20 protein-coding genes are annotated in these 19,640 nt (G+C 36.3%); 8 read left to right on the top strand and 12 right to left on the bottom strand.

Annotation, left to right across the window (positions count from 1 at the left end; all coding sequences use genetic code 11):
- Nucleotides 1-145: 145 nt before the first annotated feature.
- Nucleotides 146-529 (bottom strand): VOC family protein, encoded by a 384-nt coding sequence (locus DQM95_RS03350; protein ID WP_012658091.1) that lies wholly within the window; start codon nucleotides 527-529, stop codon nucleotides 146-148.
- Between the two features lie 191 nt (nucleotides 530-720).
- Between DQM95_RS03350 and DQM95_RS10055 the strand changes: the two genes are divergently transcribed.
- The 3 genes from DQM95_RS10055 to DQM95_RS03340 are packed head-to-tail and all read left to right on the top strand — an operon-like array spanning nucleotide 721 to nucleotide 2,639.
- Nucleotides 721-867, top strand: coding sequence for an SPJ_0845 family protein (locus DQM95_RS10055; protein WP_012658090.1), 147 nt, complete (start codon nucleotides 721-723; stop codon nucleotides 865-867).
- A 51-nt stretch (nucleotides 868-918) separates the two neighbouring features.
- Nucleotides 919-1,827: a permease gene (locus tag DQM95_RS03345; protein ID WP_037592352.1), complete on the top strand. Its 909-nt coding sequence runs from the start codon at nucleotides 919-921 to the stop codon at nucleotides 1,825-1,827.
- Entirely contained in the window at nucleotides 1,824-2,639 is an 816-nt protein-coding gene (locus tag DQM95_RS03340) for a TIGR03943 family putative permease subunit (protein ID WP_037592353.1), read from the top strand. The genes DQM95_RS03345 and DQM95_RS03340 overlap by 4 nt, the downstream gene beginning before the upstream one ends.
- 58 nt (nucleotides 2,640-2,697) lie before the next feature.
- Here the strand turns inward: DQM95_RS03340 and DQM95_RS03335 are convergent, their stop codons facing one another.
- Nucleotides 2,698-3,357 carry an NAD-dependent epimerase/dehydratase family protein gene (locus tag DQM95_RS03335; RefSeq protein WP_037592354.1) on the bottom strand — a complete coding sequence of 220 codons (660 nt, stop codon included), beginning with the start codon at nucleotides 3,355-3,357 and terminating at the stop codon, nucleotides 2,698-2,700.
- 23 nt (nucleotides 3,358-3,380) lie between these two features.
- Here DQM95_RS03335 and DQM95_RS03330 point away from each other — a divergent pair, with 23 nt between their 5' ends.
- The gene (locus DQM95_RS03330) at nucleotides 3,381-4,394 is read left to right on the top strand and encodes a peptidoglycan recognition protein family protein (RefSeq protein ID WP_230080762.1); all 1,014 of its coding nucleotides are present in this window, start codon (nucleotides 3,381-3,383) and stop codon (nucleotides 4,392-4,394) included.
- A gap of 37 nt (nucleotides 4,395-4,431) precedes the next feature.
- Here DQM95_RS03330 and DQM95_RS03325 read toward each other — a convergent pair whose 3' ends face one another.
- From DQM95_RS03325 to yycF, 9 genes are all read right to left on the bottom strand, one after another.
- Nucleotides 4,432-4,929 carry a YkgJ family cysteine cluster protein gene (locus DQM95_RS03325; RefSeq protein ID WP_012658085.1) on the bottom strand — a complete coding sequence of 166 codons (498 nt, stop codon included), beginning with the start codon at nucleotides 4,927-4,929 and terminating at the stop codon, nucleotides 4,432-4,434.
- A gap of 29 nt (nucleotides 4,930-4,958) precedes the next feature.
- Nucleotides 4,959-6,416: a signal recognition particle-docking protein FtsY gene (gene ftsY / locus DQM95_RS03320; RefSeq protein ID WP_037592356.1), complete on the bottom strand. Its 1,458-nt coding sequence runs from the start codon at nucleotides 6,414-6,416 to the stop codon at nucleotides 4,959-4,961.
- Nucleotides 6,416-7,243 carry a Cof-type HAD-IIB family hydrolase gene (locus DQM95_RS03315; RefSeq protein ID WP_037592357.1) on the bottom strand — a complete coding sequence of 276 codons (828 nt, stop codon included), beginning with the start codon at nucleotides 7,241-7,243 and terminating at the stop codon, nucleotides 6,416-6,418. The genes ftsY and DQM95_RS03315 overlap by 1 nt, the downstream gene beginning before the upstream one ends.
- Nucleotide 7,244: 1 nt before the next feature.
- Entirely contained in the window at nucleotides 7,245-8,042 is a 798-nt protein-coding gene (locus tag DQM95_RS03310; RefSeq protein WP_037592358.1) for a Cof-type HAD-IIB family hydrolase, read from the bottom strand.
- Between the two features lie 21 nt (nucleotides 8,043-8,063).
- A complete protein-coding gene (smc, locus tag DQM95_RS03305) occupies nucleotides 8,064-11,609 on the bottom strand; it encodes a chromosome segregation protein SMC (RefSeq protein WP_037592359.1) in 3,546 nt (1,181 codons plus the stop codon).
- On the bottom strand, nucleotides 11,610-12,302 hold the full coding sequence (rnc, locus tag DQM95_RS03300) for a ribonuclease III (protein WP_012658080.1): 693 nt from the start codon (nucleotides 12,300-12,302) through the stop codon (nucleotides 11,610-11,612).
- 158 nt (nucleotides 12,303-12,460) lie between these two features.
- On the bottom strand, nucleotides 12,461-13,270 hold the full coding sequence (locus tag DQM95_RS03295) for an MBL fold metallo-hydrolase (RefSeq protein WP_046393354.1): 810 nt from the start codon (nucleotides 13,268-13,270) through the stop codon (nucleotides 12,461-12,463).
- Between the two features lie 3 nt (nucleotides 13,271-13,273).
- Nucleotides 13,274-14,632 carry a cell wall metabolism sensor histidine kinase VicK gene (gene vicK / locus DQM95_RS03290; protein ID WP_012658078.1) on the bottom strand — a complete coding sequence of 453 codons (1,359 nt, stop codon included), beginning with the start codon at nucleotides 14,630-14,632 and terminating at the stop codon, nucleotides 13,274-13,276.
- Complete coding sequence (gene yycF, locus DQM95_RS03285) at nucleotides 14,625-15,335, bottom strand: response regulator YycF (protein ID WP_015912156.1); 711 nt, start codon at nucleotides 15,333-15,335, stop codon at nucleotides 14,625-14,627. The genes vicK and yycF overlap by 8 nt, the downstream gene beginning before the upstream one ends.
- Nucleotides 15,336-15,589: 254 nt before the next feature.
- Here yycF and DQM95_RS03280 point away from each other — a divergent pair, with 254 nt between their 5' ends.
- Genes DQM95_RS03280 through DQM95_RS03265 form a run of 4 tightly spaced genes read left to right on the top strand, consistent with a single transcriptional unit; the run spans nucleotide 15,590 to nucleotide 18,577 of the window.
- A complete protein-coding gene (locus tag DQM95_RS03280) occupies nucleotides 15,590-16,369 on the top strand; it encodes an amino acid ABC transporter ATP-binding protein (protein WP_012658077.1) in 780 nt (259 codons plus the stop codon).
- Between the two features lie 13 nt (nucleotides 16,370-16,382).
- A complete protein-coding gene (locus DQM95_RS03275; protein WP_012658076.1) occupies nucleotides 16,383-17,198 on the top strand; it encodes a transporter substrate-binding domain-containing protein in 816 nt (271 codons plus the stop codon).
- A 14-nt stretch (nucleotides 17,199-17,212) separates the two neighbouring features.
- Nucleotides 17,213-17,914, top strand: coding sequence for an amino acid ABC transporter permease (locus DQM95_RS03270; RefSeq protein ID WP_012658075.1), 702 nt, complete (start codon nucleotides 17,213-17,215; stop codon nucleotides 17,912-17,914).
- Between the two features lie 15 nt (nucleotides 17,915-17,929).
- Nucleotides 17,930-18,577: an amino acid ABC transporter permease gene (locus DQM95_RS03265; RefSeq protein ID WP_012658074.1), complete on the top strand. Its 648-nt coding sequence runs from the start codon at nucleotides 17,930-17,932 to the stop codon at nucleotides 18,575-18,577.
- A 29-nt stretch (nucleotides 18,578-18,606) separates the two neighbouring features.
- On the opposite strand, the gene DQM95_RS03260 is transcribed toward DQM95_RS03265, so the two are convergent.
- The gene (locus tag DQM95_RS03260) at nucleotides 18,607-19,614 is read right to left on the bottom strand and encodes a DUF3114 domain-containing protein (RefSeq protein ID WP_111685936.1); all 1,008 of its coding nucleotides are present in this window, start codon (nucleotides 19,612-19,614) and stop codon (nucleotides 18,607-18,609) included.
- Between the last annotated feature and the right edge of the window lie 26 nt (nucleotides 19,615-19,640).

The following is a 19,640-nucleotide window of genomic DNA, read 5'->3' as shown; positions in this document are numbered from 1 at the left end:
GCTCCTATCAGTTCCATTATATCATACTGATTAAGTTTTCTAATTTTATTTTCTTTCTGTTATTTTGTAACTCTTTTTTGACATTTATTTTAGAAGAAGGAGGAGTTGAACGTAAAAAAGCAAGACTAAAAGTCTTGCAATTCTTTTATATGGTTAATTCAATGATATTGCCTTCAATATCATGTATGACTGCTTCATAGTACCCATCTCCTGTTGTTCTAGGTCCATTTTGAATTGGAAATCCTTGACTATCCATATAGTAAGCAAATTCATCAACAGCTTCTTTTGATCCTAAAGCAAAGGCTAGGTGGGCAAAGCCGAAATGTTCTCCTTCAGCTTCATTTATCGTTTCTTTATGCATGATTTCCAAACGAGCACCTGATTCAAATGTTAAAAAATACGAATAAAATCCTGTTTTGGGGTTATGGTACAAACTGGTAGAAGTCGCATCAAAATAGTTACAATAAAATGCTTTCATTGCTTCAATATCTTTAGCCCATAATCCAATATGATCCACTTTTACTTTCATCGTTTTACCTCACTTTATTTTTTCCCTATCAGTATAGTCCTTTTTGATTCAAAAATCTTGTACAAAAAAAGGGCATTACCATACTATCATTCGAATGTATTTCCACTTATTGCTTACTTTTTGGTTTCTCTTTTCATTTATAGACGAATGATAGTATAATAGAGCTTATAATATAGAAAGTAGGTCTTGATATGGCAATTACACATAAACGAAACGACGAGTTAGAAAAATTAATGTCTGGCTTTGCCAATATTCCAAATTTCGACAAACCTCTCAATACAGATGCCGAAGAAACAATTAGCAAAGAGGCTGATAAAAAGGATGCTAAAAATGATTAAGGGGGCCTTTATTTGTATTGACAATTGTAGTGCACATCCGGGAGAAATTTTATGTTAGATCTTTTTTCTCAATTACCTGATAGTATGCTTCAGTGGTTTGCTATTTTTCTTTCCATCATCATTGAGGCTCTCCCTTTTGTCTTGCTTGGAACTATTTTATCTGGATGTATTGAAGTTTTTGTGACACCTGATTTAGTTCAAAAATACCTACCAAAAGCTAAATTTCCAAGAATTCTTTTTGGAACCTTAATTGGCTTTGTTTTTCCTTCCTGTGAATGTGGTATTATTCCAATTATTAATCGCTTTTTAGAAAAGAAAGTTCCAAGCTATACCGCAGTGCCATTTTTAGCAACTGCACCCATTATTAACCCAATTGTTCTATTTGCAACTTATTCTGCCTTTGGAAATTCCTTACGTTTTTTGATTCTTAGATTGCTTGGGGCTATTTTAGTTGCTTTAGCCTTAGGGGTTATGTTAGCCTTCTTTGTTGATGACGATATCTTAAAAGAGAGTGCTGAACCCAGTCATTTTCATGACTACCGTCACGAAAACCTCCTCAAAAGAATCTATTTGGCCTTAGTTCATGCTATTGATGAATTCTTCGATACTGGCCGTTACCTTGTTTTTGGAACGCTTATTGCTTCAGCCATGCAAATCTATGTCCCAACAAAAATCTTAACAAGCATTGGTCACAATCCCTTGACAGCAATCCTAGTGATGATGCTTCTAGCATTTATTCTTTCCTTATGTAGTGAAGCTGACGCTTTTATTGGTGCTTCCTTACTCTCTACTTTTGGAATGGCGCCTGTCTTAGCCTTTCTCTTGATTGGTCCAATGGTTGATATCAAAAATCTAATGATGATGATTAAGGCTTTCAAAGGGAAATTTATTGTTCAATTTATTAGCCTCTCCTGTTTCATGATAATGATTTATTGCTTGCTAGTGGGGGTTCTTGTATGATACGTTTTCTTGTTTTAGCAGCTTATTTTGAATTAACCATGTACCTTCAATTATCAGGTAAGTTAGATCAATACATCAATACCAAATACGCTTATCTTGCCTATATTTCAATGGTTCTAACCTTCTTACTAGCTCTTGTTCAACTCTATACTTGGATGAAAAACATCAAGGTTCACAGTCACTTGACTGGTAAGCTTGCAAAGATGTCTAGTCCCTTTATCCTTGTTTTTCCTGTCCTAGTTGGCCTTTTAGTACCTACAGTCAGTTTAGATTCTACCACTGTGTCTGCAAAAGGTTATCACTTTCCCCTTGCTGCAGGCTCAAGCAAGTCCGGCATCAGTGACGATGGTACAGCTGTTCAATATTTAAAGCCTGATACGAGTCTTTATTTTACAAAATCTGCCTATCAAAGAGAGATGAAGAAAGAGCTCCAAAAATTTAAAGGAGATAAGCCCTTAACGATTACAACCGAAAACTATATGGAAGTTATGGAATTGATTTATCTTTTCCCTGAAGAATTTAGTCAACGAGACATTCAGTATACCGGTTTTGTTTATAATGAACCAGGTCATGATAACTATCAATTTCTTTTCCGTTTTGGTATCATTCATTGTATTGCAGACTCCGGTGTCTATGGCTTGCTAACTACTGGAACTGCTTCAACATATAGTGATAATACCTGGTTGACGGTAAAGGGGCGTTTGCAGACAGAATATGATAAAAATTTAAGACAAACCCTACCTGTCCTTCATATTCAGGAAGTTAAAGAAAGCAAACAACCTAGTAATCCATATGTTTACCGCATTTTTTAAATGAAAAAGTCTTTTCCAAAAATTTCTGGAAAAGACTTTTTTATGTTGAATTTTAAAGTTACTTCTGAATAGCTAAAATAGTCCCTTTTAAGTCATTTAGAGATAAGATAGTTTTCTCACCGTAACTCTTTTCAAGATGAGCAATAATCACTTCAGCGACTTTTCGGACATCTAAAGGATAAATTTCATCAATGACTGATGGATAAATAGGTAATAGTAGGATCATTTTGAAAAAAACCATTAAAAGTAATGACAATGGGCGTTTAGGACCAAAAAGCAAACCCGGCTTAACAATCAAATAACTACTTGCCTTTTCTTTAACCATTCTTTCCGCCTTTTCTTTAACCATTCTTTCCGCCTTTTCTTTACTTCTTAGGTAAGAAGAAAAACCGCTATTTGCAGAAATATAGACAAAATGCTTTATAGATAGCTTTTGACTTAAAATGATAGCTTCTTTAGTAGCATCCACATTTAGGCTTTGTAAGTATTTTGGATGAATCGTTCCGACGCAGTCTATCACACAATCGTAAGTCTGCTCTTTATCACATGAAAGAGCATGAAAAATGTCCCCTTTAAGATAAGTCACTTTTGGATGTGAAAAAATAGCGCCATTTCCAGAATGTCTTGATAAATAAGTGACATCGTAATCTTTTTTTATAGCAGAATGAATCAACTCTTGGCCTAAAAAGCCATTTCCACCTAATATTAATAGTTTCATCCTTCTCCTTAATAGCATTAGAAATGTTAAAAAATAATATTTTCACTTCTTATTTTAGCCATTCTAGCCCTTTTTCTGTTAAAATAGAAAACATGTCTCTAAGTCAATTAACAATGAAGCACTACAAAAAACACCTTAACCAAAAAAATCTTACCATCCTTCTTATAGCATTAGCTTTAGCACTTCTCTTTCATTATACCTTTAATCTAACACCTTTGACAAAATATAAGTACACTCAGGCAGCTGAAATTGTCACTAAAGAAACCAAGCTCTATCCTTCTCATTGCTTGTTTAGCCTGAAAGAAATTCCCGAAAAAACAAAAGTAACTGTGACTGGATACGAGTTAGGACGTGTTAGAGGACAAAAAATCCTTTTTGCAGAAGTCACCTATCAGGGTAATTCATACCTTGTAGAAAGTAAGAGTCTTGATATTGAACTAACCAACCCTGTCAATGCCTATCTTCAATCCCTTGACTTCCCAAAAGTTCAAATCAAAAACAAGTTAATAAAAACATTCCCTAAAAGGCCATACTTTGGAAGTCAAGCAAAGCCAAAAGGAATTATTATCCATGACACAGGAACTGAACAGTCAAGTATTGCCGATGAAATCTACTATATGGTCAAAAACTACAAAAAAGAAGGTATCTTTGTTCATACCTTCATTGATGACCAAGAAATCCTAAACATTGCAGATAATCATTTTATGGCTCAAGGTGCTGGACCAAAAGCCAATCCCTACTTTGTTCAATTTGAAATGCCACATGTCTATAGTCAAGAAGCATTTGCTAAGCAGCTAGCAAACGCAGCCTATTATACAGCGAAAACTTTAAAAGAAAATAACCTTCCCTTAACCCTTGGTCAAGAAAATGGAGAGGGTACTTTATGGACACATGAAATGATTTCCCTTTATTTAGGAGGTACAGATCATATTGATCCAACGGATTATTGGTCACAATCTGCATACCGTTTTTTTGGGACAACGTATTCCATTTCTGACTTTTTAGAATTGGTTCAAATGTATTATAATCGTATTTAAAAGAAATCTCGGCAGGAAAGTTCTGCCGAGATTTCTTTTAGATTCTATCCTTTAACTTTTCAACAAATAGATAAGCCGCTGGACATATCAAGGTATTTTTCAGGGTTAGGTGATTGATTTGATAGATTTTTTTACGATCTGTATGGGGAAATTCACGACAGGCCTTTGGCCTAACATCGTAAATACTACATAGATTATCGTCACCTAAAAACGGACAGGGCATTGATTTAAAAACCTTATCCTGATCTTCATCTGTTTCTAAATAAAGCTCTTCAAATGCTGACAAAGACATTCTAAAATGCTTGGAAATTCTTGCAATATCAGCTTCTGTAAATAAAGGGCCTAAACTTTTACAGCAGTTAGCACATGCCGTGCAATCAATTTCTTGAAAGACTTCCTTATGAACATCTTGTACCACTTTATCTAGATTTTTGGGGGCTTTCTTTTTGAGTGTCATCAGAAATTGACGATGTTCTTTTTGTTTCTGCTGTGCTAATTGTTTGTAGCGTTCGATAGCTATCTTTTGAGATGTCATGAAATGGTTACCTTCTTCTTTTTCAAGCCTTAGATAATATCAGCAAGCAAGCCTTTCATAAAATCTTCTGAATCAAATTCTCCAATATCATCAATTTTTTCTCCAAAACCGATAAATTTCACTGGAATTTCTAACTCCTGACGTATTGCTAAGACCACACCACCTTTTGCAGTCCCATCAATCTTAGTCAAAATGAGACCTGTCAATGGTAATATTTTAGAAAACTCTTTCGCTTGACTTAGGGCATTTTGACCAGTTGAAGCATCTAGGGCTAAAAGAGTCTCATGGGGTGCATCTGGAATAACGCGCTTAATAATACGTCCCATTTTTTCTAGCTCAGCCATCAAATTTTCTTTATTTTGTAGGCGTCCAGCTGTGTCAATCAAGAGAATATCAACTCCTTGTGCCACTGCTTTTTCAACACCATCAAAGACAACAGAAGCAGGGTCTGCCTTTTCAGCTCCCATAACCACAGGAACATCTACTCGACGGCCCCATTCTGCCAATTGTGCAACCGCACCTGCTCGGAAGGTATCAGCTGCAACCAACATCACCTTTTTACCTTCAGCTTTATAGCGATAGGCTAATTTCCCAATAGAGGTTGTTTTACCAACGCCATTAACACCCACAAAAAGCATGACTGTCAAGCCTTCTTGGAGATTAATAGCCTCATTAAAAGTGCCATCTTTTTCATAAATATCAACGAGTTTCTCGATAATAACACGTTTCAAATCATCTGGTTTCTTAGCATTTTCAAGTTTTGCTTCCTGGCGGAGCTCCTCTGTTAATTCGGTAGCAACTGACACACCAACATCTGACAGAATTAACATTTCTTCAAGTTCTTCAAAGAAGTCCTCATCAACACTTCTAAAGTTGGCAAAAAAAGCATTTAACCTGGCCGCAAAACCGTTCCGTGTTTTCTTCAAGCTTCGTTGGTATTTTTCTTGGTCACTTTCTTCAAGCTGTGGCTTTGGAGAAGGGGTGATGTCATTTTGACTTAGTGGTTCAAAATCTCCATTTTGAAGACCTTCTTCAAAGGCTGCCTTACGTTGATAATACTCGTCAACAATTGAATATGTCTTTTCAGTAGAAAGCTCTTGCTCCTGATTTTCTTCAGCATTTTCGACTAAATTGTCAAGCTGATGGTCAGCATGGTCAGAAACTTGTTCCTGTCTTTCTAAATCTGAATTCTCACCTTGAATGTCTTTATTATCCAGATGATCACCTTCAATAACAGTTTCCAAATTCTCAGATTGCGTTAATTCTTGTTGTTGAATGATGACTTCTTCAATTGAAGCTGGATCGGAAGCTAAGCTCAACTCTTCTTCAATATGCTGGCTATTTGCTGGCTTTTCAAAAATATTTTGCTCTTCAGCTTGGCTTTCTTCAGGAAAAGAAGAATCCACGCCTAGTTCATTTTCGACTTGGTCCTTTTCATCCTGCTGTTCCTTCGTTTTCTTGCCAAATAATTTATCAAATAATCCCATTAGATATCCTCGTTTAGTATATATTTTTCAATGGCTTCCGCTACACCAGATTGGTCATTGGTTTGACTGGTTACAGCATCTGCAATTTGTTTAGCTTCGGCTACCGCGTTAGCCATTGCAACGCCTAAACCAGCCCATTCCAACATGGTAAAATCATTCGCTTCATCTCCCATAGCCATGACCTCTTTAGCTTCTATTTTTAAGTGACTGCATAAGAGCTGCAAACCAAAGGCTTTATGAACACCTTTTGGCATCACTTCGAAAATGATATCTCTTGATTTAAAAGATTCGAAAGCATCAAAAGTAGATGGTGGTAGGAGACTTAATTGCTGATCTAAAAAATCGGCATCTGTAACGGTTACAATTTTATTATAAACAATATTTTTAGGTAAGTCTTCTAAAGAATTGATTTCAATAAATTGTAGGAGTGGGTTTGCAAGGTGGTATTGGGAATGACGGCCGTCTTTACTAGGAATACTGTAAACTTTACCTTCACTCAAGATATCTGTTGGTAAAGCTAAATTTTCTAAGTGTTGGTGAACAGTAGCAACTTCCTCATAGCTTAAACTACTTTTATCAAGGATTTGACCTGTGCACCTTTGCACCAATCCTCCATTAAAAGTAATACAGTAATCATCATCACTTGTTAAACCAAGCTCTTCCAATACATTTCCAATTGCTGCCAAAGGTCTTCCTGTGGTAATAACAATTTTGACACCTTTTGCACTTGCCTTTTGGATGGCAAGCTTATTAGCGTCACTAATCGTTTTTTCCGCGTTAAATAATGTGCCATCTAAGTCGAGTGCTAATAATTTTATCGTATGCATTCTAAACTAATCCTTCCAAATAAGCCATAACTGACTCTTGATTACAGTCCCCGATAACCTGATCTGCTACTGCTTTAATTTCAGGTCGAGCATTTTCTGTGGCAATCGCTGTTCCAGCATATTCTAACATCTGCAAATCATTTAAATTATCACCAAAAGCCATTACTTCCGTTGCTGTAATGCCTAAGGCTTGACAAAGGTGATCAATGCCAAAACCTTTATTAACTTCAGACAAGATAATATCGATGGACTCAAATCCAGTTGTAACTGCAGTCACATATGGTAAGCGTTGATCTAGCCAATCACTACCTTCTAAAACCGTTTCGCCAGTAAATGTGGTTGTGATTTTAAAAATAACATCATCATCCATCTCATCAAAATCGGAAATGACGCGCACATTTTCGTAAAAAAGGGACATACGATCGATATAGGCTTGACTAGCCCCTTTTAAAATATAGGCCGCTTTTTGACCAGAAAACAACATTCCGGTTTCAACATAAAAAGGATTTGCCAAAATGGCATCAGCAATTTCAACATACTGTTCTTTGGTCAAAAAATCAGCAAATAATACCTTATTTTGATATTGCACTAAAGATCCATTTTCAGCAATGACTGCAATCTGGTCTAGAAACTCTTCAAACATGGCATCAATGGCTAAAAGAGATCTTCCACTAGCAACTGCAAAAAGAATGCCTTTTTCTTTTAATTTGGGAAGTAATGTCGCTAATCTTTCTTTGTCATAGCTCAGATCATCTTTTAAAAAGGTGCCGTCCATATCCGTTGCAACTAATTTTATCATTCTTATTCTTTCTCTTCTTTTTTAGTTTAAAAATGCGAGGTCTTCAGAATCTTTCAATTTCACAGAAACAACTTTAGAAACGCCTGATTCTTGCATCGTAATACCATAAATACTATCTGCGGCAGCCATTGTTCCTTTCCGGTGAGTGACAACAATAAACTGACTGTTCTTATCAAAACGATTGAGATAATCCCCAAAACGTTTGACATTTGCTTCATCAAGAGCTGCTTCAACCTCATCAAGGATAACGAAGGGAATGGTTTTCACTCGTATGATTGCAAATAGCAAAGCTAAAGCAGACAGAGCTTTTTCACCACCAGACATTAAATTAAGTGACTGAATTTTTTTACCTGGAGGTTGCACGGAAATTTCCACCCCTGCTGACAACAAGTCTCCTTCAGTAAGAACCAAATCAGCAGAACCACCACCAAACATTTGTTTAAAGGTTTCTTGGAAACTCTCACGAATGGCTTCAAAAGTGACCTTGAAACGAGCTTTCACTTCATTATCCATACTGTTAATAGTATCTAGCAAGAGATTCTTGGCCTTGTTCAAATCAAACTTCTGACTATTAAGGAATTCCAAACGTTCAGAAACCTCGTCAAATTGACTAATAGCATCTAAATTGATTGGACCTAAAGCCTTTATGGTCTTAAGTAATTGCTTAAGCCTTTGTTTCTCAGAAATCATAGACTGGATTGGATTAGCCATTTCTTTAGCTTCCTCAAAACTCATTTGGAAGTCCTCGGATAAAGTTTTGGCAAAAGTTCTCAACCGATCTTTCAGATAATCCATTTCAGCTTCTAATTTTGTTTGCTGGCGAATAAAATTTTCATTTTTGGCTTGTTCTTTAGACAATTGCTCTTCTAAATCTTCTAACTGTGCTTGACAATCCTCCGATTTGAAACGGAGTTGAATACGTTTTTGCTCAACATCTGCTTTTTTGGATTCAACGTCTTGCAATTGTTTCTCAAGTAAAGGAAGGCGGTCCATTTCTTCTTGAGACACAGGATTTTGTAACAGCTGTGACAGCTTATCAATATTAAGACGGCAAGCTTCTGCATCAGATTCAAGACGTGATAAATCTGTCTTTTCGAAACGACTCTGATTGGTCACATCACGTTCTTTCAACTGTAACTGAGATAATTGATTCGTCAGTTCAGACTTTTTCTCATTAATGAGATTTTTATTTCCCTTAATTTCATCAATCTGTTGACTCAATTGGTTTTTGTCTGTTTCCAATTGACTTAATTGATTTTGCAACTCTTCTTTTTGGGTTTCAAAATCATTCAAGCTAGATTTATCTGTCTGCTCTATCATCAGGCGCAGTATTTCTTCCGAATCCGCTAAAGTTTCTTTTAATTGTTGGTAATGCAATTCTGCTTTTTGTTCAGCAAACCTCGCCTCTTCACCTTTCCCCTTTAAATCCTGTAATTTTTCTTTTTCTTCTTTTAAGACAAGCTTTAAATCTGAAACAAGCGTTTCTTTTTCTTTTAGTTGTCCTTCTAAACGAGATAATTCCTTTTGAATCAAATCCATTTCTGGCTTAATGAAGGTGGTATTATTTTGTCGATTTGAACCACCAGAAAATGACCCCCCCGGTCTCAATTCCGTTCCATCTAATGTAATAATACGGACCTTATACTGTAAAGCTTTGGCCGCTAGATTAGCATGATCAACCGTATCAAATATGAGCGTTGTATTTAAGAGATTTTGAAAAATAGTTTTAAAACGGTGATCATATGAGACTAATGACTCTGCGGTCCCCAAAAAACCTTGATACTGTTGGACTTGATGCAATTGATTATCAGATAAAAAGCGTGGTTTAATGGTTGTTAAAGGCAAGAAAGTTGCACGTCCTTGTCGATTTTCTTTCAAAAATGAGATTGCTGATTTTGCTGCAACTTCATCCTTAACAATAATATGTTGGCTGCTTGCCCCCAAAGCAATTTCCAATGCTGTTTGATATTGGCTATCAAAGGAAAGGTGTTCTGAAACTGCTCCTAAAATACCACCAATTGTTTGAGCTGCTTGCAGGACTGATTTGACACCTGCATAAAACTGACTATGGTTTTTTTGAATAGATTCAAGACTTGCTAATCTAGCTTCCTTGGCTTTTTTCTGATCATATAAATCAAATAATTGTGATTGCTCTGCTTGGTAAGTCACTTCTTGCTTGGCAATTTGTCCTTCAAGCTTTTGATAAGCTTCCAAAAGTTGTCTTACAGCAAGTTGTTTGTCATCATAATCTGACTGGACAGTTTGAAAATCTGCTTTCAAATGCTGTACTTTTGCCAACATTTCTTCACACTCTTGAGCATTTGAGGCTCTCTCTTGACTCTCTTTTTCCATATCAGAAATAAGAAGGGTTAACTGATTTGAATAATCAGCTTCTTTTTGCATTAAACTGACAAATTCTTCACGAAGACTTTCTATTAATTGGTCTGGGTCATTTGAATAGCGTTGTAATTCATTTTTCAGATTATCGATTTCTTCATAAAGCGATGAGTGTTGACTTTCTAAGCTCGTAATAGTATTCCGTTTTTCTTGAATCTGTTCTTGAAGTCTTTCCCAATCCTGTGATAGATTTTCAAGCTGGACTTTTGCTTCTGCTTCTTTTTCATTCTTTTGATGTGTCTCCAATTGAATTCTATCAATCTGACGCTTCAAATCTGCTGATAAGTTTGTTAAATCTAGTAAAGTTGCTTGGTGGTCGTCAAGCTGACGAACAAGCTCTTGTCTGAGATGTTTTAAACTTTGATTTTCTTTTTCCAGACTGTCTCGATGCTCATAGTAAACCCTAAGATTTTCTTTTAATTGGCCAAGGTCTTCTTCTTTCTCAGCCATGCTTTTTTGATCTTGTTGAACATCTTCCACTAGGATATCCAACTGAAGTTGTTTACGATCTGCATCCAAATGCAAGAATTTTTTTGCTATTTCAGCTTGTTTTTCAAGCGGCTTTACCTGATTATCAAGCTCAAAAATGATATCCTCCAGACGGTCTAAATTGTCCTGAGTCTGAGTCAATTTGCTCTGAGTTTCTTTTTTACGTGTTTTATATTTTAAAACTCCAGCTGCTTCCTCAAAAATCGTTCGACGTTCTTCAGGTTTACTGTTAAAAATTTCCTCAACACGGCCTTGTGAAATAATGGAAAAAGAATCTCTCCCCAGACCAGTGTCCATGAATAAATCATGAACATCTCTCAATCTTACTTTTTTACCATCTATGATGTAATCACTGTCACCATTACGATAGATATGTCTTTCAACTCTAATTTCTTTTGGAGCATCTTTAATAAATGCATCTGAATTATCCAGGACAATAGCTACTTCGGCAAAGTTTAAGGCATTTCTGCTTTCTGTACCCGCAAAAATAATATCTGGCATTTTTCCACCACGTAAACTTTTTGCACTTGATTCCCCTAGTGCCCAACGAAGACTCTCAGTGATGTTTGATTTACCTGAACCATTTGGACCTACAACGGCTGTTACCCCTTTTTCAAATTCAATTTTTGTTTTGTCTGCAAAAGATTTAAAGCCTTGCATTTCAATTGTTTTTAAATACATTTATTCCTCACTTAAAGCTTTCAAGGCATTTTCTGCAGCATTTTGTTCAGCCAATTTTTTTGAACGGCCAATACCTTTACTGAGTTCCACTTGATTGGCCAAAACTACTACCTCAAATTGTTTTGCATGTGCAGGACCACTTTCATTGATGACTTTGTAGTCAATAATGGTATCTCCTTTAGCTTGTAAAATTTCCTGTAAAGACGTTTTATAATCATTAACTTTTTCAAAGTTACCTTTTTCCACTTGAGGAATCATCACTTGGTTTAAAAAGCGTCTAACTTCCTCAACACCTTTATCTAAAAGCAAAGCACCTAAAAAGGCCTCAAAGAGATCTCCTAAAATGGTATCGCGATTGCGACCACCAGATTTTTCTTCTCCTTTTCCTAATTTGATATAGGGTTCAAAAGCACAATGTCTTGAAAAACTTGCCAAGCTTTCTTCACGTACAATCATAGATCGTTGTTTTGAAAGTTCCCCTTCAGCTTTATGAGGGTATTTTTTAAATAAATATTCTGAAATAATTAATTGTAGAACGGCGTCTCCTAAAAATTCCAAACGCTCATTATGTGAAATGTTTAGGAGGCGATGTTCATTTGCGTAAGAAGTGTGTGTAAAAGCTGTTTCTAATAAGGTTTTATCTTCAAATTCAATAGCGAATGATGATTTCAGTAAGGCTTCCAGATTCTTCATGATTTCTCCTTTTCCTTTGTCCACGATGGACCTTTCTATTATACCAAAAAATGAAAAAGCTTGCAGTCCTAGACTGAATTCTATGGCCTCCTATCACAGTTTTTAGTCACATTCCCATAAAAAAATCATTAGCATGAAAACTAATGATTTTTTTATGGTTATATGCTGGTTAAAGGGCAAGCTGAATCAGGAGAAGTATCTAATACCTTAAATGCTGATCCAACTGGTAAGTCGGCTTTTGCCAACTGATTTTCCATGGTCATGTGAGCTAATTCTTTGATGTTATTTTCTTTACTCAAATGTCCCAAATAAATTTTTTTGGTTTTATTTCCCATGCTACGAATCATCGCCCCTGCGCCATCCTCATTTGAAAGATGGCCTTTATCAGAAAGGATACGTTGTTTTAAACTCCAAGGGTATGAACCTGACCGCAATATTTCAATATCATGATTGGATTCTATCAAATAGGCATCTGCATTTTCAATAATACCAGACATTCTGTCACTAACATAACCCGTATCAGTCAACATGACAAAAGATTTGTTATCTTTCATGAAACGATAAAATTGAGGATCATAAGCATCATGACTCACTCCAAAACTTTCAATATCAATATCTCCAAAAGTAATCATTTTATCTCTTTCAAAGACATGTTTTTGGGAAACATCAATTTTCCCAATCATATTGCGTTCATCCAAAATTTGCCAGGTTTTCTCATTAGCATATACGTCTAAGTGGTATTTTCGAGCTAATACTCCAACCCCTTTGATATGATCTGAATGTTCATGGGTGATGAAAATAGCATCCAAATCTTCTGGTTTTCGATCAATTTCTGCTAAAAGGCTGGTTATTTTTTTGCCAGTTAAACCAGCATCAACTAAAATTTTCTTTTTAGGTGTTTCTAAATAAAAACTATTTCCCGTTGACCCTGATGCTAATATACTGTAATTAAATCCTTCTATTTCCATAAATTAGTCAATATCATCCTCCCATTCATCATCTGTTCCTGCAACAACATCTTTTTCATATGGCAATACAATTGTAAAGGTCGATCCTTTGCCATAGTCACTTTTTGCCCATATAAAACCATTATGTTGTTTTACAATTTCTTTAGCAATGGCAAGTCCTAAACCTGTTCCACCTTGTGCACGACTGCGTGCTTTATCCACCCGATAAAATCGGTCAAAAATCAAAGGAAGATCTTTCTTTGGAATTCCTAATCCTTGATCCGAAATAGAGATAATCAATTGACTATCTGTTGTTTTCATCTTAACACGAATTTTACCACCATCAGGTGAATATTTGATAGCATTATTTAAAATGTTTTCAATGACTTGTGTCATTTTATCATTGTCAATTTCTAGCCAAACAGAAGTAATAGGATAGTCTCGTATAATTTCATAGCTTTTCCCTGAAACTGTATTTTGGTTTCTCACTAAATCAAAACGATTTAGTATAGAAGTCATAAAAGCTGTGAAATTGGTCATTTCAACCGCTAGAGCTGTGACTTGGTTATCAATACGAGACAGGTTTAACAAGTCCGAAATCATTCGCATCATCCGATTGGTTTCATCTAATGAAACTTTGATGAAACTTGGTGCGATATCTTCTTTTAAGGCACCCTCATCCAGGGCTTCCAAATAGGATTTGACTGATGTCAATGGCGTTCTTAATTCGTGACTAACATTCGAAACAAAGAGGCGACGCTCACGTTCTTCTTTTTCCTGTTCGGTAGTGTCATGTAGGACAACAACGAGCCCCGAAATGAATCCACTTTCTCTTCTATTCAAGGCAAAGCGCAGCCTGAGGGTGATAAATTCACCAGTCTCATCGCGTCTATTCAAGGTAACAATCGGTGTTTTGGAAACCAATTCCCGGTAGGTATAGGGAGTGTCTTGCCCTAACAAATCCGTGATATTCATTAAAAGGGCTTCTTCTTTCGAAATATTCAATTGTTTTTGGGCGGTTTCGTTAATCATCATGATTTGACCAGTTCGGTCTGTTGCCAAAACCCCATCACTCATGTAGGCCAAAATACTGGCTAAGCGATTTTTTTCCTGGGCAAGATTTTCATGGGTCAATCGAAAGACATCCGATAGATCATTGAGTTGCTCAGAAAGTTCTATGAGCTCAATATCAGCTTTTTCATTGATTTCATCCGTGTAACGACCATTGATTAGGTCACGGATTTTATGACTCATTTGCCGAATAATTTTGGCATTTCGATAGTCACGAACTGCTAAATAAATAAAATATGCAGCAACAAAAATAAGTAATAATAAGATTGAAAGTTCGAATAACGATAAATTTCCGATTAGGTTCTCAGTCATGTGATTTCATGTAATAGCCAACGCCACGTCTTGTCAAAATGTATTCCGGACGGCTTGGTGTATCTTCTATTTTTTCTCTTAGGCGACGAACTGTCACGTCAACAGTACGCACATCTCCAAAATAATCATAACCCCATACTGTTTCTAAAAGGTGCTCACGTGTCATGACCTGACCAATGTGGTTGGCCAAATGATGTAAAAGCTCAAATTCACGATGGGTTAATTCAACTTCTTTTCCATATTTTTTGGCTAAAAAGGCATCCGGCAATATTTGTAAATTACCGATAGTCAACTCTTGACTGCCTGCAGACGCATTTTCCTCTGCTACCGCTGATTCAATAGTTTCGGTCCTTCGCAAATGCGCTTTTACACGTGCCAATAATTCACGATTAGAGAAAGGTTTTGTGACGTAGTCATCGGCCCCAATTTCCAATCCGATAACCTTATCAAATTCACTGTCTTTAGCTGAAAGCATAATGATAGGAATATGACTGGTTTTACGAATTTCTTTGGCGACTTCTAAACCATCCATTTCTGGTAACATCAAATCCAAAATCACTAAGTCAGGCTTTTCTTCCTCAAAAGCAAGAACCGCTTCTTTACCATCGAAAGCTGTCACAATGTCATAGCCTTCCTTGGTTAAATTAAACTTGATAATATCAGAGATGGGTTTTTCATCATCCACGATAAGAATTTTTTTCATCTTAATACTCCTATATTGAAATCTTGTGTTTCAAATATCTAAATTCCTTTTAAAAAGGACTTTCTCTATACTTATATCTCTATGATTATACCAAAAAATCTATATAAATGACAATCAGAGCTACGATTTGAGGCGATTTCTTCACTTTATTCTAACTATTCAGAAAATATTGACAGTGCTTTTCGAAAATGATAAAATAAATCAACCGTTTTCTGTGTCAGAAAACCTAACATAATTTTAGATAGGAGAAAGATATGGCACTTATTGAATTTAAAAATGTTGAAAAATACTATGGTTCCTACCATGCATTAAAAAATATTAACCTCAGCATTGAAAAAGGACAAGTGGTTGTTTTATTAGGACCTTCTGGTTCAGGAAAATCAACACTTATAAGGACTATCAACGCTTTGGAAAAAATTGAAACCGGTAGTTTAAAAGTTAACAACAAAGAAATTGTAAACGCTTCAGCCAAAGAATTAGTGGCACTACGAAAAGAAGTCGGTATGGTCTTCCAACACTTCAATTTATATCCCCATAAAACTGTGTTAGAAAATGTTACTTTAGCTCCAATTAAAGTACTAGGCATGAGTAAAAGCGAAGCTGAAAAAGTGGCTGAAAAGTATCTAACCTTTGTCAATATGTGGGATCGTAAAGACTCCTACCCTTCAATGCTATCAGGAGGTCAAAAACAACGTATTGCTATTGCAAGAGGCCTTGCTATGAATCCTGAAATTCTACTCTTTGATGAACCAACTTCAGCTCTTGACCCAGAAACAATTGGTGATGTCCTAGCTGTCATGCAAAACCTTGCTGCAGATGGAATGAACATGATTGTTGTGACCCATGAAATGGGATTTGCTCGTGAGGTAGCCGATCGTATTATTTTTATGGCTGATGGTGAAATATTAGAAGACACAACAGATGTTACTGGCTTCTTTGACCATCCAAAAGAGCCTCGAGCGCAACAGTTCTTAAGTAAAATCATTAACCATACGAGTGAAAAAGTTCAAGCCAAGAAAAAAATCAGACATTAAGAGGAGGATTGCTATGAACCAATTCAAAAAATGGACTTTCTTTTGCTTAATGACACTTCTAACCCTTATATTTATGCCAAAAGCAAGTGCTGATGACAATCAATTACTTAAAACAAAAAGTATTCAAACTATCAAAAAAGCGGGTGTGCTGAGAGTTGGCGTCAAACAGGATGTTCCAAATTTTGGCTATTATAGTGCTGATACCGGAAAATATGAAGGTATGGAAGTTGATCTTGCTCGAAAAATCGCTAAAAAGTTAAAGGTCAAACCTGTTTTCACAGCAGTTACTGCTCAGACACGGGAAGCATTGTTAGATAACGGTCAATTAGACATCATTATTGCGACATACACCATAACACCTGAACGTCAAGCAAACTACTCCTTCTCCATTCCCTATTATCGTGATGAAGTCGGCTTTTTAGTGAATCAATCTGAAAAGATTGATTCCATTAAAGACTTAAATCATCGCACCATCGGAGTGGCACAAGGATCAACGACAAAAGCTGCTATTGAAGAATACGGCAAAGCACATCATCTTGACTTTAAATTCGTACAATTAGGATCCTATCCAGAACTAGCAATTTCGCTTTATTCAAAAAGAATACAGGCATTTTCAGTTGACAAGTCTATCTTATCTGGTTATGTCAGCAAACAAACCGCAATCCTTCCAGACGGTTTTAACCAACAATCCTATGGCATTGCAAGTTCAAAAGCCAATAGCCAATTAACGAAATATATCAACCAATTAATTGAAGAATGGACTAATGATGGCAGTTTGCAAGCTATTTACAAAAACTACGGTTTGAAACCGGCAAAGTCTGAGAAATAAGAAAGGAGAATGAGATGATACTATTAGCAGTTGATAGCCCCTTCGCCTTATCAAAATGGCAAGCATTTTTCAGTCATTTCGACCTCTTTATCAAAGCTTTCCTTTACACTTTAGGCATGTCTTTTTTAGCCCTTTTATTAGCTCTCGTTCTTGGTATTCTGTTTGGCGCCATGTCAACCTCCAAACACAAAACTTTAAAAGCGATAGCCCGAGTTTATGTTGAATTATACCAGAACACACCACTCTTAGTTCAGTTTGTTTTTGTCTACTATGGCTTAGCCATTATCAGTAATGGCCTTATCATGATTTCAACATTTTTTACTGCTGTGCTTTGTGTTGGTATTTATCACGGTGCTTATATTGCTGAGGTTATCCGATCAGGTATCGAAGCTGTTCCTAAGGGTCAAATTGAAGCTGCGCTTTCACAAGGATTCACCTATGAACAGACTATGAGCTTAATCGTGCTTCCTCAGGCTGTGCGGACAATTTTACCACCGATGACCAATCAAGTGGTCAATCTGATCAAAAACACTTCTGTCGTTGCCATTATTTCAGGAGCCGATATTATGTTTACTGCGAAAGCATGGGCATACGAAACAACCAACTATGTACCTGCCTTTGCTGGTGCTGCCATTTTATACTTTATCCTGTGTTACCCACTTGCAAACTGGGCTAGACGCAAAGAAGAAGCAAACAAAAAAACTTATTCCGTATAGAAAGGAGGAAATGGCATGGCTCAATTATTTACACCTTCAAACCTTTCCTTTATTCTTGAAGGTCTAGGTTTAACCCTTTACATTTCCCTAATTTCCATTGTTTTATCTACTATTTTTGGGACCTTCCTAGCCATTATGCGTAATGGTAAGAACACCTTTTTAAAACTAGTTGCTAGTATCTACATTGAATTTGTCCGAAATGTTCCAAATCTCCTTTGGATATTTATCATTTTTCTTGTCTTTCAAATGAAATCCACACCCGCAGGTATAACGGCATTTACCGTCTTTACTTCTGCTGCACTTGCTGAAATCATACGGGGGGGCTTGAATGGGGTTGATGCAGGACAAACTGAAGCTGGATTAGCACAAGGCTTTTCTGCCAGTCAAGTTTTTCTACTGATTGTCTTTCCTCAAGCCTATCGCAAAATGTTGCCAGCTATTATTTCACAATTTGTAACAGTCATCAAAGATACTTCTCTCTTGTACTCTGTTATTGCCATACAGGAATTATTTGGTAAAAGTCAAATTTTAATGGGTAAATATTTCCAAGCAGAACAAGTTTTTGCCTTATATGCCTTAATTACCTTCATTTATTTTGTCATAAACTTTATCATTTCAAGCCTATCAAGGCGTCTTGCCAAAAAATGGGCACAAGCCAATTAATACTAAAAAGGATGCCAATGGCATCCTTTTTAGCGGTATTTTTTAAAAAAAGAAAGAAGTTTCAAATAGCGAATAAACCATTTATAACGCCAACTTTGTTTTTTGACATAGTGATAACTCGACTTCCCTCCATATCCAAAAATACCCTTTTTATTAAAATAAGAATGCTCAAAATCATCTAGCTGACGCTGATACCATTTTTTAACAATATGTTTTGGTGAACGATAACCACGCGCAACCAAACGCCTAAATTGGGGATCATGTTTTCTGATGGGATCGACATCTAAATCCCAATGTCTTTGCCCTGCAGTGCCATAATTAAAACTAGCTCCATTAACAATCCCTTTTTCTGTCATTTTTTCCGCATCTAATTCATTTAAAAATTTCCCCTTATCATCTAAGATAAATTCAGTATGAAAGCCCATTAATAATTTGATGTTGTAGGAAATGTCATTATCAGGAAATTGAACACGATTATCCTCAATTTTGAGCTTGTTATGGAGACGGGAAGATTCCGATAAGGAGTAGTCAACCGCTTTTCGCCAAAAAGTTGGACCCTTTTTGGCGCGCAAAAAATCGGCTAGGGCTTGACTATCTTTTTTCTGACCTTTTCCGAAATGGTCACGTATATATTGTGCTTGCTGACTTGAGATGAGATAACGAAATTGATGCAATCGTTTTTCCAAGGCTCCCTCTTTTCCCAAAGTCCTTTCTGGAAAAGTCTGATTAACAAGAGCCGCAAATTCTGGCCAAAAGGAAGCATCTGGACTTAAGTCAGGATGAAACCTTTTTAATAAGGCTTGTGTTTCTGACAATTCTCCAGAAAGTTCTAAGGGCATCTTACTCATATCCAGGATTATCTTGAGTAAGACTTTACCAGGATACGTTTTTTGAGCTTTTTTCCAAAAACGAAGAAAAACAGGTGATCCAATCCGATCATCAATCATTTTCTGGTCAGAGAAAAGAGCTAATTCTTCTTTTCTCCATCCTAACAGAGAAAGGTTTCTAAGTGTCTTATAGCGTTTTTCAAGAGTCATTGTAACCTCCTCCATTTCTCATTAGT

Source organism: Streptococcus uberis (assembly GCF_900475595.1).
Lineage (GTDB): Bacteria > Bacillota > Bacilli > Lactobacillales > Streptococcaceae > Streptococcus > Streptococcus uberis.
The sequence above is the reverse complement of the archived record's forward strand: the minus strand, read 5'-3'. Positions and strand labels throughout refer to the sequence as shown.

What these genes read in the sequence shown, in the direction of transcription:
- DQM95_RS03350 (WP_012658091.1), bottom strand. Translation starts at nt 529, where the DNA reads ATGAAAGTAAAAGTGGATCATATTGGATTATGGGCTAAAGATATTGAA.
- DQM95_RS10055 (WP_012658090.1), top strand. Translation starts at nt 721, where the DNA reads ATGGCAATTACACATAAACGAAACGACGAGTTAGAAAAATTAATGTCT.
- DQM95_RS03345 (WP_037592352.1), top strand. Translation starts at nt 919, where the DNA reads ATGTTAGATCTTTTTTCTCAATTACCTGATAGTATGCTTCAGTGGTTT.
- DQM95_RS03340 (WP_037592353.1), top strand. Translation starts at nt 1,824, where the DNA reads ATGATACGTTTTCTTGTTTTAGCAGCTTATTTTGAATTAACCATGTAC.
- DQM95_RS03335 (WP_037592354.1), bottom strand. Translation starts at nt 3,357, where the DNA reads ATGAAACTATTAATATTAGGTGGAAATGGCTTTTTAGGCCAAGAGTTG.
- DQM95_RS03330 (WP_230080762.1), top strand. Translation starts at nt 3,381, where the DNA reads ATGTTAAAAAATAATATTTTCACTTCTTATTTTAGCCATTCTAGCCCT.
- DQM95_RS03325 (WP_012658085.1), bottom strand. Translation starts at nt 4,929, where the DNA reads ATGACATCTCAAAAGATAGCTATCGAACGCTACAAACAATTAGCACAG.
- ftsY (WP_037592356.1), bottom strand. Translation starts at nt 6,416, where the DNA reads ATGGGATTATTTGATAAATTATTTGGCAAGAAAACGAAGGAACAGCAG.
- DQM95_RS03315 (WP_037592357.1), bottom strand. Translation starts at nt 7,243, where the DNA reads ATGCATACGATAAAATTATTAGCACTCGACTTAGATGGCACATTATTT.
- DQM95_RS03310 (WP_037592358.1), bottom strand. Translation starts at nt 8,042, where the DNA reads ATGATAAAATTAGTTGCAACGGATATGGACGGCACCTTTTTAAAAGAT.
- smc (WP_037592359.1), bottom strand. Translation starts at nt 11,609, where the DNA reads ATGTATTTAAAAACAATTGAAATGCAAGGCTTTAAATCTTTTGCAGAC.
- rnc (WP_012658080.1), bottom strand. Translation starts at nt 12,302, where the DNA reads ATGAAGAATCTGGAAGCCTTACTGAAATCATCATTCGCTATTGAATTT.
- DQM95_RS03295 (WP_046393354.1), bottom strand. Translation starts at nt 13,270, where the DNA reads ATGGAAATAGAAGGATTTAATTACAGTATATTAGCATCAGGGTCAACG.
- vicK (WP_012658078.1), bottom strand. Translation starts at nt 14,632, where the DNA reads ATGACTGAGAACCTAATCGGAAATTTATCGTTATTCGAACTTTCAATC.
- yycF (WP_015912156.1), bottom strand. Translation starts at nt 15,335, where the DNA reads ATGAAAAAAATTCTTATCGTGGATGATGAAAAACCCATCTCTGATATT.
- DQM95_RS03280 (WP_012658077.1), top strand. Translation starts at nt 15,590, where the DNA reads ATGGCACTTATTGAATTTAAAAATGTTGAAAAATACTATGGTTCCTAC.
- DQM95_RS03275 (WP_012658076.1), top strand. Translation starts at nt 16,383, where the DNA reads ATGAACCAATTCAAAAAATGGACTTTCTTTTGCTTAATGACACTTCTA.
- DQM95_RS03270 (WP_012658075.1), top strand. Translation starts at nt 17,213, where the DNA reads ATGATACTATTAGCAGTTGATAGCCCCTTCGCCTTATCAAAATGGCAA.
- DQM95_RS03265 (WP_012658074.1), top strand. Translation starts at nt 17,930, where the DNA reads ATGGCTCAATTATTTACACCTTCAAACCTTTCCTTTATTCTTGAAGGT.
- DQM95_RS03260 (WP_111685936.1), bottom strand. Translation starts at nt 19,614, where the DNA reads ATGACTCTTGAAAAACGCTATAAGACACTTAGAAACCTTTCTCTGTTA.